Origin of the sequence: Rhodococcus sp. NBC_00294 (assembly GCF_036163995.1) — a bacterium.
In the GTDB taxonomy this organism is placed as follows: domain Bacteria; phylum Actinomycetota; class Actinomycetes; order Mycobacteriales; family Mycobacteriaceae; genus Rhodococcoides.
On sequence record NZ_CP108043.1, the window covers coordinates 60,954 to 75,378 of the forward strand.

At 65.0% G+C, this 14,425-nt stretch carries 14 protein-coding genes; 2 read left to right on the top strand and 12 right to left on the bottom strand.

The genetic code is table 11. The features are described from left to right. Positions 1 to 34 precede the first annotated feature (34 nt). On the bottom strand, positions 35 to 1,144 hold the full coding sequence (locus tag OHB23_RS00295) for a Zn-dependent alcohol dehydrogenase (protein ID WP_328810488.1): 1,110 nt from the start codon (positions 1,142 to 1,144) through the stop codon (positions 35 to 37). A gap of 310 nt (positions 1,145 to 1,454) precedes the next feature. Between OHB23_RS00295 and OHB23_RS00300 the strand changes: the two genes are divergently transcribed. After that, positions 1,455 to 2,129 carry a TetR/AcrR family transcriptional regulator gene (locus tag OHB23_RS00300; RefSeq protein WP_328810489.1) on the top strand — a complete coding sequence of 225 codons (675 nt, stop codon included), beginning with the start codon at positions 1,455 to 1,457 and terminating at the stop codon, positions 2,127 to 2,129. Continuing rightward, a complete protein-coding gene (locus OHB23_RS00305) occupies positions 2,126 to 3,217 on the top strand; it encodes a CaiB/BaiF CoA transferase family protein (protein ID WP_328810490.1) in 1,092 nt (363 codons plus the stop codon). Before OHB23_RS00300 ends, OHB23_RS00305 begins: the two co-directional genes overlap by 4 nt. A 58-nt stretch (positions 3,218 to 3,275) precedes the next feature. Here OHB23_RS00305 and OHB23_RS00310 read toward each other — a convergent pair whose 3' ends face one another. The 11 genes from OHB23_RS00310 to OHB23_RS00360 all read right to left on the bottom strand — a co-directional run bounded on the left by OHB23_RS00310 (position 3,276) and on the right by OHB23_RS00360 (position 14,224). Next, positions 3,276 to 4,346: an acyl-CoA dehydrogenase family protein gene (locus tag OHB23_RS00310; RefSeq protein WP_328810491.1), complete on the bottom strand. Its 1,071-nt coding sequence runs from the start codon at positions 4,344 to 4,346 to the stop codon at positions 3,276 to 3,278. After that, entirely contained in the window at positions 4,343 to 5,494 is a 1,152-nt protein-coding gene (locus OHB23_RS00315; RefSeq protein ID WP_328811694.1) for an acyl-CoA dehydrogenase family protein, read from the bottom strand. The genes OHB23_RS00310 and OHB23_RS00315 overlap by 4 nt, the downstream gene beginning before the upstream one ends. 32 nt (positions 5,495 to 5,526) lie before the next feature. Continuing rightward, complete coding sequence (locus tag OHB23_RS00320) at positions 5,527 to 6,336, bottom strand: enoyl-CoA hydratase/isomerase family protein (RefSeq protein WP_328810492.1); 810 nt, start codon at positions 6,334 to 6,336, stop codon at positions 5,527 to 5,529. 17 nt (positions 6,337 to 6,353) lie between these two features. Then, positions 6,354 to 7,151, bottom strand: coding sequence for an enoyl-CoA hydratase/isomerase family protein (locus OHB23_RS00325; protein WP_328810493.1), 798 nt, complete (start codon positions 7,149 to 7,151; stop codon positions 6,354 to 6,356). 7 nt (positions 7,152 to 7,158) lie between these two features. Continuing rightward, complete coding sequence (locus OHB23_RS00330; RefSeq protein ID WP_328810494.1) at positions 7,159 to 7,923, bottom strand: SDR family NAD(P)-dependent oxidoreductase; 765 nt, start codon at positions 7,921 to 7,923, stop codon at positions 7,159 to 7,161. A gap of 73 nt (positions 7,924 to 7,996) precedes the next feature. Next, the gene (locus OHB23_RS00335) at positions 7,997 to 9,127 is read right to left on the bottom strand and encodes a thiolase family protein (protein ID WP_328810495.1); all 1,131 of its coding nucleotides are present in this window, start codon (positions 9,125 to 9,127) and stop codon (positions 7,997 to 7,999) included. Between the two features lie 116 nt (positions 9,128 to 9,243). Further along, complete coding sequence (locus OHB23_RS00340) at positions 9,244 to 9,987, bottom strand: SDR family NAD(P)-dependent oxidoreductase (RefSeq protein ID WP_328810496.1); 744 nt, start codon at positions 9,985 to 9,987, stop codon at positions 9,244 to 9,246. Positions 9,988 to 10,033: 46 nt separating this feature from the next. Then, a complete protein-coding gene (locus OHB23_RS00345; protein WP_328810497.1) occupies positions 10,034 to 10,813 on the bottom strand; it encodes a crotonase/enoyl-CoA hydratase family protein in 780 nt (259 codons plus the stop codon). Between the two features lie 56 nt (positions 10,814 to 10,869). Further along, positions 10,870 to 11,673: an amidohydrolase family protein gene (locus OHB23_RS00350; RefSeq protein WP_328810498.1), complete on the bottom strand. Its 804-nt coding sequence runs from the start codon at positions 11,671 to 11,673 to the stop codon at positions 10,870 to 10,872. After that, entirely contained in the window at positions 11,670 to 12,824 is a 1,155-nt protein-coding gene (locus OHB23_RS00355) for an acyl-CoA dehydrogenase family protein (RefSeq protein WP_328810500.1), read from the bottom strand. Before OHB23_RS00355 ends, OHB23_RS00350 begins: the two co-directional genes overlap by 4 nt. Continuing rightward, positions 12,821 to 14,224, bottom strand: coding sequence for an aldehyde dehydrogenase family protein (locus OHB23_RS00360; protein ID WP_328810501.1), 1,404 nt, complete (start codon positions 14,222 to 14,224; stop codon positions 12,821 to 12,823). Before OHB23_RS00360 ends, OHB23_RS00355 begins: the two co-directional genes overlap by 4 nt. Between the last annotated feature and the right edge of the window lie 201 nt (positions 14,225 to 14,425).

The following is a 14,425-nucleotide window of genomic DNA, read 5'->3' on the forward strand; positions in this document are numbered from 1 at the left end:
TCGCGGGATACCGGAGTCGTTGGTTGCGCGAGTCTCACGCACTCGGGAACGTGATGACCGTTCTCGCGGTAGCCGACCGTTCCATGTCTGCGTAGGCCTCGTTGATGTCGTCGAGGCCGATGGTTCGCGACACCAGGTCATCGAGATTCAGGCGACCCGTCAGATACAGATCGACGTACAGCGGAATGTCGTGGTAGAAGTTCGACGCTCCGAGCCATGTTCCGCGCACACCGAGTTGATACGGCAGCAAGGCACTCTCTCCCGGCGAGGGACGGAGCACGAGTTCCGCCCCTTGTGACATCCCTCCGACGAGATACACCGTTCCGCCGCGCCCCAGCACAGCGAGGGCAGAATCGCCCACGGACGGCACGCCGACCATGACGAACGAATGGTCGACCCCTGCTGATTCCGTGATCTCGGCGATGGCCTTCACGACATCGACGCGCGAGGAGTCGACCGTGTCCGTCGCTCCGAACTTTCTCGCCAGATCGAGTTTTTCCGGCTGCACGTCGACCCCGATGATGCGGGTGGCGCCCGCAAGTGACGCAACCTGGATCGCATTGAGACCGACACCGCCGCAGCCGAACACGGCCACGGAGTCTCCCGGCTCGACTCGGGCGATGTTCAGCACCACGCCGCCACCGGTGGCAACGGCGCACCCGATGAGCGATGCCTGTTCGAACGGCATCCTGGGATCGATCGCGACGAGCTGGTTCTCATGTATCAGCGCCTGTTCGGCGAAGCCGCCGAGTCCTTGAAGTTGGCCCACAGCACCTTCGACACCGGTCAGTCGCGGGTCCGCTTCTGCGTGCCGATCGAGCGCCCCGGGATTGGTGCAGGCCCATAGCTTTCCCCGCAGACATGCACGGCAGGCACCACACGGCTGCAATGCGGCTGCCACCACGTGATCGCCGACGCGGATCCGGGTGACGGCCGGTCCGACGGCGATGACGACGCCGGCGATCTCGTGACCGAGGACGCTCGGCATCGGGACGCCCATGTCTGTCGTCGCCACGGTGATGTCACTGTGGCAGAGGCCGGACGCTCGCACCTCTACCAAGACCTCGTGGTCGATCGGGTCGTCGACGGTCACATCCTCGATCTCGAACCGTCGACCTACACCCCGGATGACTGCTGCTCGCATGACTTCCCTTCCCACGCAGACTCGTAGGCGCGTGACGCACCGAGTGGATGACGGCACGTCTGGAGACGAGCGTCACATGAAGTGTCGTGCTCCAGGTATTAGTTTGTCAACCAATTATGATCGACAACCCAATCGCAGTGGAGTCCGATCGGCCACGCCGCCCCTTCTCCAGGTATACATTGTTGGCTCAACAGCTATCCTTTCCGGAATCGACCGGGCCGCCCCCGCCGCGTGCCGGGACGACGCGCTTGACGCCATCGTCGGCGCGTGACCGACTGTCTCTTGTTGCCGAACAAACTAGGATCGCCTCATGGAATCGAAGCAGACGTTGAACGGGCATCAAGTCCGATCCGAACGCTCCACCCGTCTCTTGCTGCGAGCAGCCGGCGAATTGGTCGCAGAGGGCGGCTACCAGTCGATGACGCTGGCCACGGTGGGCGAGCGTGCCGGGTACAGCCGAAGTCTGGCAACGGCACGATTCGGATCGAAGGCAAAACTGCTCGAGGCACTCGTCGAGGAGATTGTCGTCCGTTGGGATCTGGAGACCCTCGAGCCCGAGCAGAAGGGACTCACGGGACTCGCATCACTCGGAGTGATGCTCAACGGAATCAAGAATGCATACGAGAAGAGTCCGAACTCCCTCACAGTGCTCTACGCGCTCATCTTCGAGGCAGTCGGCCCCGTACCCGAACTGCGAGATCGATTCGTCGCCTTCCACCAAAATCAGCGAACCCGGATCGCGACCTACATACGTCGAGGTGTGGAGGACGGTTCCATCGTCCCGCACAACGATCCTGAACAGCACGCCGCGGTGATCGTCGCGCAGCTTCGGGGCGTCGGCTACCTGTGGAAACTGGACCCCGACAACATCGACTCCGGTGCTGTCCTTCGGACCTTCATCGATCAGGTTCTGTGCACCCTTGCCGGTGTACAGCCGCCGTACGACAAGAACAGTCCCGACGCACTGGTCGGTGCGGCCCGATGACGGGCCCCTTGAGTGGTCTGCGTGTGGTCGAGCTGGCCAGCATCGGTCCCGGCCCTCACGCTGCGATGATTCTTGCGGATCTCGGCGCGGACGTCGTCAGAGTCGAGCGGCCGGACACCCCGTTCGGCCTCGGTACGCACGGACGCAATGAGCAACTGCGTGGAAGACGCACGGTCACCGCAGATTTGAAGTCATCCAGCGACCGCGCGAGTGTTCTCGCCTTGATGGAGCGCGCTGATGTCTTCATCGAGGGTTACCGGCCCGGCGTCGCCGAGCGACTCGGGGTGGGGCCCGAGGACGCCCGCGCCGTGAATCGCCGGATCGTGTACGGCAGGATGACCGGATGGGGCCAGGACGGTCCACTGGCTGCGAAGGCCGGCCACGACATCAACTACCTGTCCGTCTCCGGGATCCTGAAAGCGGTAGGGCCCGCCGATCACAAACCCGTTGTGCCGCTGAACTTGATAGGCGACTTCGGTGGCGGTTCGATGTTCCTCGTCACGGGGATCCTGGCCGCGCTCTGGGAGCGTGAACGGTCCGGCGAAGGACAGGTCGTCGACGCGGCCATGGTCGACGGTGCCAGCATGCTGGCCCACATGATGTGGTCGATGTACGGCGGAGGGTCGTGGACAGCGCACCGCGGGGAAAATTTGCTGGACGGCGGTGCGCCGTTCTACGACACGTACGAGTGCGCTGATGGTGAGTACATGGCCGTCGGATCCGTTGAACCGCAGTTCTATGAGCGGCTACTCGAGACGACTGGCGTCGTCGGCACGGACCTGGCCGATCAGCACGATCGATCCCGGTGGCCCGAGCTACGGGCGCGACTCACCGCCGCCTTCCTCTCCCGCCCTCGCGAGCAGTGGGTGGCTGCGTTCGCCTCGGTCGATGCGTGCGTCACACCGGTCCTGTCCTTCGACGAGGCTGCATCGAACGAGCACATGGTCGCCCGAGGCACCGTGACCGAGATGAACGGGATCGTGCAACCCGCCCCGGCGCCGCGCTTCTCCCGCACCGCACCCGATTCCCCCCGGCGGCCGCCACTCGCGACGACGGATACGGACGAGCTCATCGCCGAGTGGAGCTGATTCCACATTCTGCGGTCGGGGCCCTCCTATCGGACAGGCCCCGACCACGGAGACGGAGTCAGTTCGGGGCGTCCGCCGCGACCGTGTGGGCCGTCAGCATCGGCCACAGTCCGTCTGCACCTGCATCGACAACCGCCGTCCCGACCGACTCCGACCAGCGTCGGACACTGCCGAATTCCTCGCGCCAGCTCCAGATCCTGGTGGTGCTGAGCCGGAGGTCGTGCTCTTCGGTGAATCCGATGGCCCCGTGAATCTGGTGAGCGATTCGCGCCACAGCACCTGCGGAGTACCCGGCAGATGTCCTCGCCGCACCGACCGCGAACGAGTACTCCGCTACCTCGTCGAGCGCTAGAGCAGCCGATTCGGCGACGACCTTGCATACCGCCACCTCGCCCGCAGTCTCGGCGATGAGATGTTGGACGGCTTGGAACGCACTGACGGGTCGACCGAATTGGGTCCGCTCCGCCGAGTAGGCCAACGACATCTCGAGTGCACGCTTCGCTGCGCCCGCGGTTTGCGCCATGCGCCCGACGGCGCCGCGTGCCTCGAACAACGCGGCGGTCGCCTCGGTCCCGCTGGCGTCGAACACGCGGTCCGATGCGAGTGCAACACGGTCGAAGGTCACCGAGTCCCGCGCTTCGCCAGCGAGATTGGCTCCGTGCAGGGCTTCGAACTCGCGGCTGCGAACCATCACGACGTGCTCGCCGACCAACAGGACGACATGAGCGACGTGCCGGGCGTACGGGACTCGGTTGACAGTGCCGTCCAGAACCCACCCGGTCGACGTCCGGTCGAGCGATACCGACCCTGTGCCGACCGCCGCAGACAAAGGTCCGGCCGGAATCGGCGCGCGCGCGGCAGCCAGCAACCAGGCAGCCTGCAGCGCAGTCTCGACGTACGGGACAGTCGCGCTGTGTTCGCCGAGAACCTCCAATACTGCCGCAGCGGTGAGTATGTCGCCACCCGCGCCGCCTCGCTCCTCAGGAACAGACAGCAGGGTGATTCCGATCTGCTCGAGGGCGGACCACAGCGGCGCGTTCCAGCCCGCCTCGATGGTCGACGTCGTCGAGGGATGACGGACACATGCATCGGTCACCGCGTCGACGAGTGCCTGCGTGAACTCGCTCATGACGTCCTCACTGCTTTCGCGACGATTCCACGCAGAATTTCGTTCGTACCACCGCGCAGGGTGAAACCCGGACTGTGCAGAATTGATTCGGCCAGCATTCTCGGGAGTTTCTGTGCTGATTCGAGGTCGGGCTCGACGCCGGCCATGGCTCGCACGGCGTCCACCAGGTCACCTTCGAAACGAGTTCCGAGGTCCTTGACGATGGAGGCCGCGGTCGCGGGATCCTCGCCCTGCTCGAGGCGCCCGGCCACAGCCAAGGACATCTGTCGCAGAGCCCACAAGCGAGAGACCAACTCACCGAGCGCAACCGGGTCGACCCGGTAGCCGGCGCCGGCCACGTACTCCAGCGCCGACACCAACAGGGGGAAGGTCGACAGAATACGTTCAGGGCCACTGCGTTCGAGACCCAGTTCGCTGGTGACCTGCTTCCAACCGGACCCCGGCTCACCGAGCACGCGCGAATCCGGCACGAAGGTGTCATGGAAGACCACCTCGTTGAAGTGATGCTCGCCGGTCAACAACTTGATCGGCCGCACCTCCACATCCGGGTCCGGGAGCTCGACGATGACCTGCGTCAGACCGGCATGTCGGGACTCCCCCTGGGCCTCCGTTCTGATCAGCGCGATCATCGCGTGTGCGTGATGCGCACCGCTGGTCCAGATCTTGGTGCCGCTGATTCTCCACCCGCCCTCGACGCGGACACCGCGACAACGAACAGATGCCAGGTCCGACCCCGTGTCGGGCTCGCTCATGCCGATCGCGAAATAGCAGTCACCACGGGCGATTGCGGGTAGGAAGGCCTGCCGTTGCTCTTCCGTACCGAACTTGATCAGCGCCTGACCCGACTGCCTGTCAGCGATCCAATGCGCTGCCACCGGAGCTCCAGCGGCGAGCAGTTCCTCGGTGACGACGTAGCGCGCCAAGGCACCTTCCTCGGATCCGCCGTATTCCTTGGGGAAGGCCATGCCGATCCACCCCTGCGCAGCCAGTCGTCGACTGAATCCCGGATCCCACCCTGCGAGCCACTGGTCGCAGTGCGGAGCTATGCGCCCTGCAGCGGTTTCCTCTGCCAGAAACTCCCGTACGCGAGCGCGAAGCTCGACGAGTCGCTGCGGAAGCGACACGGGTGACAATGTCAAGAATTCCATCGTTGTCCTTTCGCGGACTGCGAGCGCCGAAGTCATCGCACAGCCCAGCGGCCGGTGTACGACGGGGGCGGGGTCTTGTCGAGGAATGCACGGAACGCGGCGGGCGCATCCTCGGTGGCGAAGTTGACCGACTGCGCGGCGGCCTCGCTGCGAATGGCGGTAGGCAGATCCACGCGGGTTCCCTCGTTCAGTAGCGATTTGGTCTGCTCGAGTGCGATGGGGGGAAGTGCGGAGAACTTTCGCGCCACGTCGGCGACGAACTCGTCCAGACCGTCCGCCGGTGTGATCCAGGTGACCATCCCGAGGCGGAACGCCTCGCGTGCGTCGATGACTTCTGCGAGCAGAGCCAGACGCTTCGCTTGCTGGAGCCCGACGATGCGTGGCAGGAGCCACGACCCACCCGAATCCATGGACAGTCCGCGACGCACGAAGATCTCGCTGAACCGCGCCCGGTCGGACGCAGCGACGACATCACAGGCGAGCGCGAGGTTCAGCCCAGCGCCCGCAGCGATCCCATCGACTTTCGCGATCACCGGCATCGGCAGATCGAACAGTGCCTGAGCCACATCGCCGATGCGGCGCAGTCTGGGTATCGGGTGTTCGTCGTGCTTGCTTTTCGCGACGTCGGCGCCGGCGCAGAAGTCGCCGTTGGCTCCTTGCAGTACGAGCACCCTGACGTCGGGGTCGTACCGCACGTATCGGAGCATCTCTGCGAGTGCGCGCCACATCGATTCGTCGATCGCGTTCTTACGCTCCGGGCGGTTCAGCGTGATCGACGCGACGCCGTCGAGTGTGGTCATGCGCACCCAGCCCTGCGGGTGCACTGCGGTCTGCGAGGTCATGATCGGAGAACCTGCCTTCATCTGCCTTCGAAGAGTGGAGTGCGACGCTCGCGCAAGGCGGCACGAGCCTCGTGCGAGTCACGTGTCCCGTGCACGACGGCCAGGTGAGACGAGATGAGGTCGAGTGCTGTCCGAAGGTCCGTGTGGACGGACTGCTGAACGGCCTTCTTGATCATGGCGACATTGATCGGTGGTAGCCCAGCGAGTCGCGAGACGAAAGCTCGATACGCAGCCTGGAAATCGTCGTCCGCGAAGACGCTGGTGGCCAGGCCCATGGACAGTGCCTCGTTCGCGTTCACGAAATCCCCGGTCCACAGCAGCTCGAGTGCTTTCGACGTTCCGACCAACCGCGGAAGGTAGTAGCATCCGCCGTCGCCGGGGACCAGCCCGACGCGGATGTAGCCCTCCGACATGCGGGCTGACTGCGACAGAATTCGGATGTCGCACATGAGTGCCATGTCCATGCCCGCGCCCACGGCTGCACCGTTCACCGCGGCAATAACAGGTTTCGACAGCTCGTCGACGGCGCGGGCGACCTCGTGGACGCCCTCCGTCAGCATGGATTTGAGAGCGAGGGGCTCGTCACCCACGGCCTCCAGTACGGACAGGTCGATTCCGGAGCAGAAGGCGTTGCCGGCCCCGGTCACCACCACCACTCGGACGTCGGGGTCTCTCCGTGCCGACCGGAGTGCGGCTGCCCACGACTCGATCATCTCGAGTGTGAAGGCGTTCTTGGCGTGGGGGCGATTGAGAACGATGGTCCCGACACCGTCTTCGACGGTGTAGATGAGGTCACCAGCATCGACGTCGGTCATGTCGACCTCAGCGGGGTGCCATGCGGAGCGCACCGTCGAGGCGGATGGTCTCGCCGTTGAGGTAGGCATTCTCCAGAATGTGTGTAGCCAGGTGTGCGTACTCGTCGGGACGTCCGAGGCGCTGCGGGTTGGGGACGCTGGCTGCGAGGCCCTCGCGGATGTCCTCGCGCAGGCGACCGAGCAACGGCGTGTCGATGATGCCGGGAGCGATGGTGCACACCCGGATGCCCCGGCTACCGAGATCGCGTGCAGCGACCAGAGTCATGCCCACGATGCCGGCCTTCGCGGCGGCGTAGTTGACCTGACCGATCTGGCCTTCGAACGCAGCGACGGATGCCGTCAGGACGATGGCTCCCCGTTCGCCGTCCACTGCCTCGTTCTTCGCCATTCGGGCTGCTCCCAGCCGCAACGCCTGGAAGCTTCCGATCAGGTTGAGCTTGATGACGAACTCGAAGTCGTCGATCGAGCCGGGGTTGCCTTCCTTGTCCAGAACGCGAACCCGGCGACCGCTTCCTGCGCAGTGCACGAGTCCCTTGAGCGGGCCCAGCGACTCGGCGACGTCGAGTGCTGCGCCGAACGAGTTCTCGTCCGTGACATCGCCGGCGGCGAACACTGCGTTCTCCCCCAGCTTGGCCGCCGCTGCGTCGCCGTCGGAGGTCGGAAGGTCGATGAGCGCCACCTTCCCGCCTGCCTCGATCACGCGCGTCGCTGTCGCGAAGCCGAGGCCCGACGCCCCGCCTGTCACCGCGAATACGTTGCCGTTCAGTTCCATGTCGAAATTCTCCTTGTCGAAAGCGCCCGGCGATCCGGGCTCGATGGGGTGTCGAGGTGTGGCGAGGGAACGGTCAGAGCAGTTCGAGGACCGTGGCGTTGGCCAGACCACCGGCCTCGCACATGGTCTGCAATCCAAATCGAATCCCGTTGTCGCGCATGTGGTGAACGAGTCGTGTCATCAGGATCGCGCCTGAGCCGCCGAGCGGATGGCCCACCGCGATCGCACCACCCAACGGATTCATCCGATCCTCTTTCGCGCCCGTCTCGGCCAACCACGCGAGAGGGACCGAGGCGAAAGCCTCGTTCACCTCGAAAGCACCGATCTCGTCGATCGACAGGCCCGACTTCTTCAGCGCCAGTGCGGTCGCCCGAATCGGGGCGGTCAGCATGATCACTGGATCGTCGCCGGCCACCACCGCGGTGTGGATCCTTGCAAGGGGTGTCAACCCATGTGCCGTCGCGTTCTCGGATGTGGTCAGCAGCAATGCGCCCGATCCGTCCGAGATCTGCGAGGCGTTGCCGGCCGACACCACACCGTCCTCCTTGAAGGGCGTGGGCAGCGTGGCCAACTTCTCGAGTGAGCCGCCGCGACGGATTCCTTCGTCGGAGTCGAGTCCGCCGAGTGGTATCACCTGTGATGCGAACGCGCCGGCATCGGTGGCCGCCGCAGCGAGGCTGTGCGACCGCAGTGCGTACTCGTCCAGTGCCGTGCGAGAGAAGCCCCACCGTTCGGCGATCATCTCGGCACCGTTGCCCTGATTGAATCCGCTCACTCCGTAGCGTTCGAGGAGTTCCGCGGGTGCAGGCTGCCCGCCTTGCGCAGCGCTGCCCATCGGCACACGCGTCATCGACTCGACGCCACCCGCCACGGCGAACTCGTACTGCCCCGACATGATTCCGGCGGCCGCGAAGCTGACAGCTTGTTGGCTGGAGCCGCACGCTCGGTTGACCGAGGTGGCGGGTACCGTCTCCGGCCACCCTGCAGCGAGGACGGCGTTGCGGCCGATGTTGCTGGCCTGCTCGGACACCTGGCTGACGCAGCCCCAGATCACGTCGTCGACGATCGACGGGTCGATTCCCGTGCGTTCCGTCAGCGCACGCAACACCGCCGCGGACATCGACGCTGGATGGACATCGGCCAGCGCGCCCCTTCTCTTGCCGATCGGTGTCCTGACGGCATCGACGATGACTGCGTCTCTCACTGGTACTCCTAAGATTTATTGGTCAACCAACTAGTTTTATGGAACCACACGTCCGGACCAGGCACAAGGGTCGTCGGATGGGCCTCCGATACACCCGGATCACGCCGGGCGATCGGCTATTGCTTAGCCGTCTCGCCGCCATCGATGACGTAGACCGCGCCGGACACGAATTTCGAACTGCTCGAGGCCAGATAACACACCAGGGGCCCGATCTCGTCCGGCTCGGCCATACGCCGTGCCGGGATCTTGCGAACCCGCTTGGCCAGCACGTCGGGGTTGCCTGTGACGAAAGACTGCGCTTCCGTCGCGAAGGCGCCTGGCGCAATGGCATTCACCTGAATGTCATGACGTGCCCACTCCGCTGCCAACGCCTTGGTCATCTGAATGGCCGCGCCCTTGGATGCCGAGTAGGCCGCCAATGTCGCCTTGCCGAGAATTCCGGACGTCGAGACCACGTTGATGATCCGCCCACCGTGCCCGGCCTCGACGAAGTGACGAGCTGCTGCCTGGGACAGAATCGCGATCGAGGCCACGTTGACCTCCATCACGTCGTCGAACAGCTCCATGTCCATCTCGAGGAAGTTCGCCGCGGGAGCGATGCCGGCGTTGTTGACGACGGCGTCGAGCCGTCCGAGCCGCTCCACAGCGACCGACGCCAACCCACCGACCCGCGCGCGGTCACGCATGTCGCAGACGTACGGGTGGATCTCACCTGCGAAATTCTCGGCGGCGAGCTGGGTCAGACTCTCCTCGGTTCTGGCGACCGCCAGAACGTGAGCTCCCTCGGCTGCCAGCGCCCGGGCAGCAGCTCGGCCCAGGCCCTTGCTCGCGCCGGTCACGATGACGCCGCGCTCGGTCAAATTCAAGTCCATGATGGCTTCTTCGCTTTCTCGACGACATCGTCGGTCATGATCCGGTCCATACGGGAGCTCGCTTCTCCGTGAAGGCACGCGCCCCCTCCACCGCGTCGGCAGACGATCGCACCGGCGCCGCGAACTCCGCTTGACGCTCGAACGCCTCGGCTGCGGGCCAGCCGGGGCCTTGCTGCACGATCTGCTTGGTCGCCGCGACTGCGAGCGGTCCGCACGCCGCGATCTCCGCGGCGAGCTCGAGCGCCGCCGAGAAGGCGGTACCGGGCGCGGTCACTCTGTTGATCAACCCGAGCCGATGCGCCTCGTCGACGGGGAAGCGGCGGCCGGTCAGAGCAAGCTCCATGGCGAGGTGATAGGGGATTCGGCTCGGAAGCCGCAGCAGTCCTCCACCGGTGGCCACCAGGCCGCGCTGAACCTCGGGCAGGGCGAAGAAGACGGCCTCGTCCGCGACGATAAGATCGCATGCCAACACGAGCTCGAAGCCGCCTGCCACGGCCGGGCCGTTCACCGCGGCGATGATGGGCTTGCGCGGCGGCTTCTGCGCGATACCGGCGAAACCGCGGTCCGGAGTCAGCGGCCGCTCCCCGGCGAGAAAAGCCTTGAGATCCATGCCTGCACAGAATGTCGATCCGTTGGCGGTGAGAACGGCGACGGTGAGATCCCGCCGCTCGTCGAATTCGGTCAGGGCGGCGTCGATCGCGGTCGCCATAGCCAGGTTGACCGCGTTACGGGCCGCCGGTCGGTTGAGCGTGATGGTGCGCACGCCCCCGTCGTCGGTCACGAGTACCGGCTGCTCGATGTCGGACTGGGTCATTGATTACTCCCGAGTCGGTGAAGGGACGAGATGATTGTCGGTCACAAACTGCGAGGTCACGATGCCGAAGGAGATTCGATGCCGAGCAGTCGCGCCAGGTTTCCGCCGAGGATCCCCGATTCCTCCTCGGGACTGAGTCCCAGCGCACGAACGGCTGCGATCTCGGTGGCGGGGTCGGTCATCGGCCAGTCGGAGCCGTACAAGACACGGTCCGCGCCATGACGTCGAATGATCGCAATGACGCGTTCCGGATCGAGCACGCCCATGCTGGGAGGCCATGACGTCTCGAGATAGGCGCTGGTTCCCACAGACCACTGTTCGGCCTCGTCGAGAACTTGGTAGCCGCCGTAATGTGCTGCGATGAGCCGTAATCCGGTGATGTCGGAGAGCATCGCATGAAGGTTCTCCGGCGCGCCGTTCGCGTTCTGGTGATCGTCTCCCCCGGAGCCGACGTGCGCGATGACAGGAATGTCGTTCTCCGCGAGCGCGATCAGAATCTCTCTGGTTCGCTCGTCCGAGAAGGCGACCTCCTGGAACAGCGGGTGCAGTTTGACGCCGACCACACCGTTGTCGCGCAGTGCGGCCAGGTTCTCCTCGACCGTCAGATCGGGGTGAACGGTGCCGAACGGGATGAAACGGGACCTGTCCACCTGTCCGACGAATTCGTTGGTACGCCGTACCGTTCGGCCCACGTTCGCCACGGCCAGCGTCATCGCCATGTCGATGCCGGCTGCATCCATGGTGCGCCGCAAGCCGTCGAGCGTTCCGTCGTGGACCGGGTCCAGTCCTACCGGACGATTCGCGAGAACCTTTCGGGCTATGTCGTCAGGCCATACGTGACAGTGGGCATCGATGATCATCCGCGGTGCTCTCTCACGAGCTTCTTCGCCAGCGAGTCGAGCAACACCTCGGTTGCCCCTTCGTACACCCGCATCGGTCGGGCGGCACGATACAACCGTTCGATCTGCGAGCCCCGGACGAGGCCGAATCGGCCCATCACCTGAACGCTGCGGTCGACCACACGTCCGGCGACCTCTGTCGCGCCGATCTTGGCCATCGACGACAGATGCAGATTCCCGGCCGGGTCGGCCGCGGCTGCGCGGGCGACGTCGTAGGTGAAGCTCCGTGCCATCTCGATCTCGGTCCAGGACATCGCCAGCATCTGAGGTACCGGGCCGAGTCGAGAGAGCGTCGTACCGAACAGTTGACGCTCCGTCGTGTGTGCGAGTGCCACGTCCAGTGCCGCCTGTGCGGTGCCGATAGCCGCGCCTGCCACGGAGACCCGGAACGTCGCCAGAGTGGCCAGAACCAGATCGAAACCCTTACCCGGCACTCCGAGTCGATGCGAAATCGGAACGCGCACGCCATCGAACTCGACATCGCCCAGCACGTGCGGGGCCATGATCTGGTGGGGCCTGCTGGTTCGAACACCAGTAGTGTCCGCAGGAACGAGAATCAACGAGAAACCGACACCGTCGTCGGTCTCCTCCTTGCCGAGCACGCAGTAGTAGCTCGCGTCACCCGCATTGGTGATGAAACTTTTGGTGCCGTGCACCACCACCTCGTCACCGTCGGCCTTGACGGTGGTAGCGAGCGCTTTGAGGTCCGAGCCGACATCCGGCTCGGTGAGTGCCAGTGCGGCAATGGCATCCATCGCAGCAACCTTCGGCAGCCAGTGCGCCTTGACCTCGTCGGTGCCTCCCACCGCGATGGCGTAGCTGCCGATGCCCTGCATCGCGAACAGCGAGTCGAGGTGGCTCGACGATGCTGCCAGTTGCTCGCGAATCACGGTGACGGCGAGCGAATCGGGCCGCTCGAAGTGCCCGCCGTACGCGGCGGGTACCTGAACGGACGCCAGACCGCTCTCCTTCAGCAGTGCGAGCACCGAAGCATCGATGGAGTCGCTCTCGTCGGCACGCTCGGCGTGCTCCATGCACGACTGAGCGAGCTCGCGCGCGCGTTCTCGCAAGGTCACGTACTGGTCATCGAGACCGCCCAGCTGTGTGCTCACAGCTTCACCGCCACGAACTTGGTCTGCGTGTAATGATGCAACGCTTCCACACCCTTCTCTCGGCCGTAGCCACTGTTCTTGACACCGCCGAATGGTCCTTCGACCAGTCCGGCGAGCCACTCGTTGACGTAGATCTGTCCGGCCTCCAGACGACCGGCGACGCGGTGCGCCCGCGCTATGTCGACGGTCCAGATCCCGGCTGCGAGCCCATAGTCGGAATCGTTGGCGATGGCGACCGCGTCGTCCTCGGAACCGAAACGCAGCACCGTGAGAACCGGGCCGAATATTTCTTCCCGTGCGACGGCCATGGAATTGGTGACATCGGTGTATACGGTCGGTTCGATGAGCCAGCCGTCCCCGGTGGCCGTGCCACCAGCCGCCAGCGTCGCTCCGTCGGCACGCGCCACCTCGAAGTACGACTGGACCTTCGCGAACTGGTCCTCGGTGGTCATCTGTCCGTAGGATTCGCCGGGACGAATCTTCGCGACTTCGTCGAGAAGAAGCTCGACGAATCGGTCGTGAACCTCGTCCGCGACAAGCAACCGTGTTCCTGCGCTGCAGATCTGACCTGCGTTCGCGGTGAAGGCGAACACGGCCCCTGCCGCCGCCGCGGGGAGGTCCGCATCGGCGAAGACGATGTTGGCCGACTTGCCGCCCAGTTCGAGCGTCAGCGGGAGAATCCGGTCCGCCGCGATGCGGCCGATCTGGCGGCCGGCGCGCACCGAACCGGTGAAGGCGAGTTTGCGCACCACAGGATGTTCCACCAGGGCTTGTCCGGCGCCTGCTCCGTCACCGGTGACGATGTTCAGGACACCGTCGGGAAGACCCGCCGCGGAGGCGATCCGACCGAGTTCCAGCGTGGTCGCGGACGTGAACTCCGACGGCTTCACGACCACCACGTTGCCGGCGAGCAACGCCGGCGCGATCGCACGAGTCGCCTGGTTCAGTGGCGCATTCCACGGGGTGATCACGCCGATGACGCCGTAGGGTTCGCGCGTCGTGTAGCCGAGTCGGCCGGGCCCCAGATCGATCACTTCGCCGGACGGGATGTTGGCCAGTCCGGAGTAGAAGTCGAAGTAGGCTGCAGCTGAATCGATCTCACGCAGGGATTGGGGAGCGGGCTTGCCGGCCTCAGCACCCTCGAGTTCTGCCAGGAGCTCACGCTCGGCTCGGATACCGTCGGCGATGTCTGCCAGCAACCGACCGCGAACACCGGGCTTGAGAGTTCGCCACGCCTCGAGCGCTTCCGCACCGGCTTCGACGGCACGGGCGACGTCCGCTGCGTCACCGGCCGCGATGTCGGCGACCGCATCACCGTTCCACGGCGAGGTCGATCGAATCCGACCACCCGAGTTCGGTGCGTGGTCGCGACCGCCGATCCAGTGACCGTATGTCCTCACGACTCCACCCTCCGACCGTTGAGCGGCGACAGCCGCGTGTTCTGCATCACGACAGCATGCCTGCGGCTGTTTTAATTTGTCAACCAACAAAGTTTCTCTTCCTATCCGCGCTCAGGTCCGCTATGACTGTGTGTAGGCGAAACACGATGCGCCGAGTCGCTTCCGTCACCAGAGCTGTGCGGACCCGCCGGGCACGAGCCG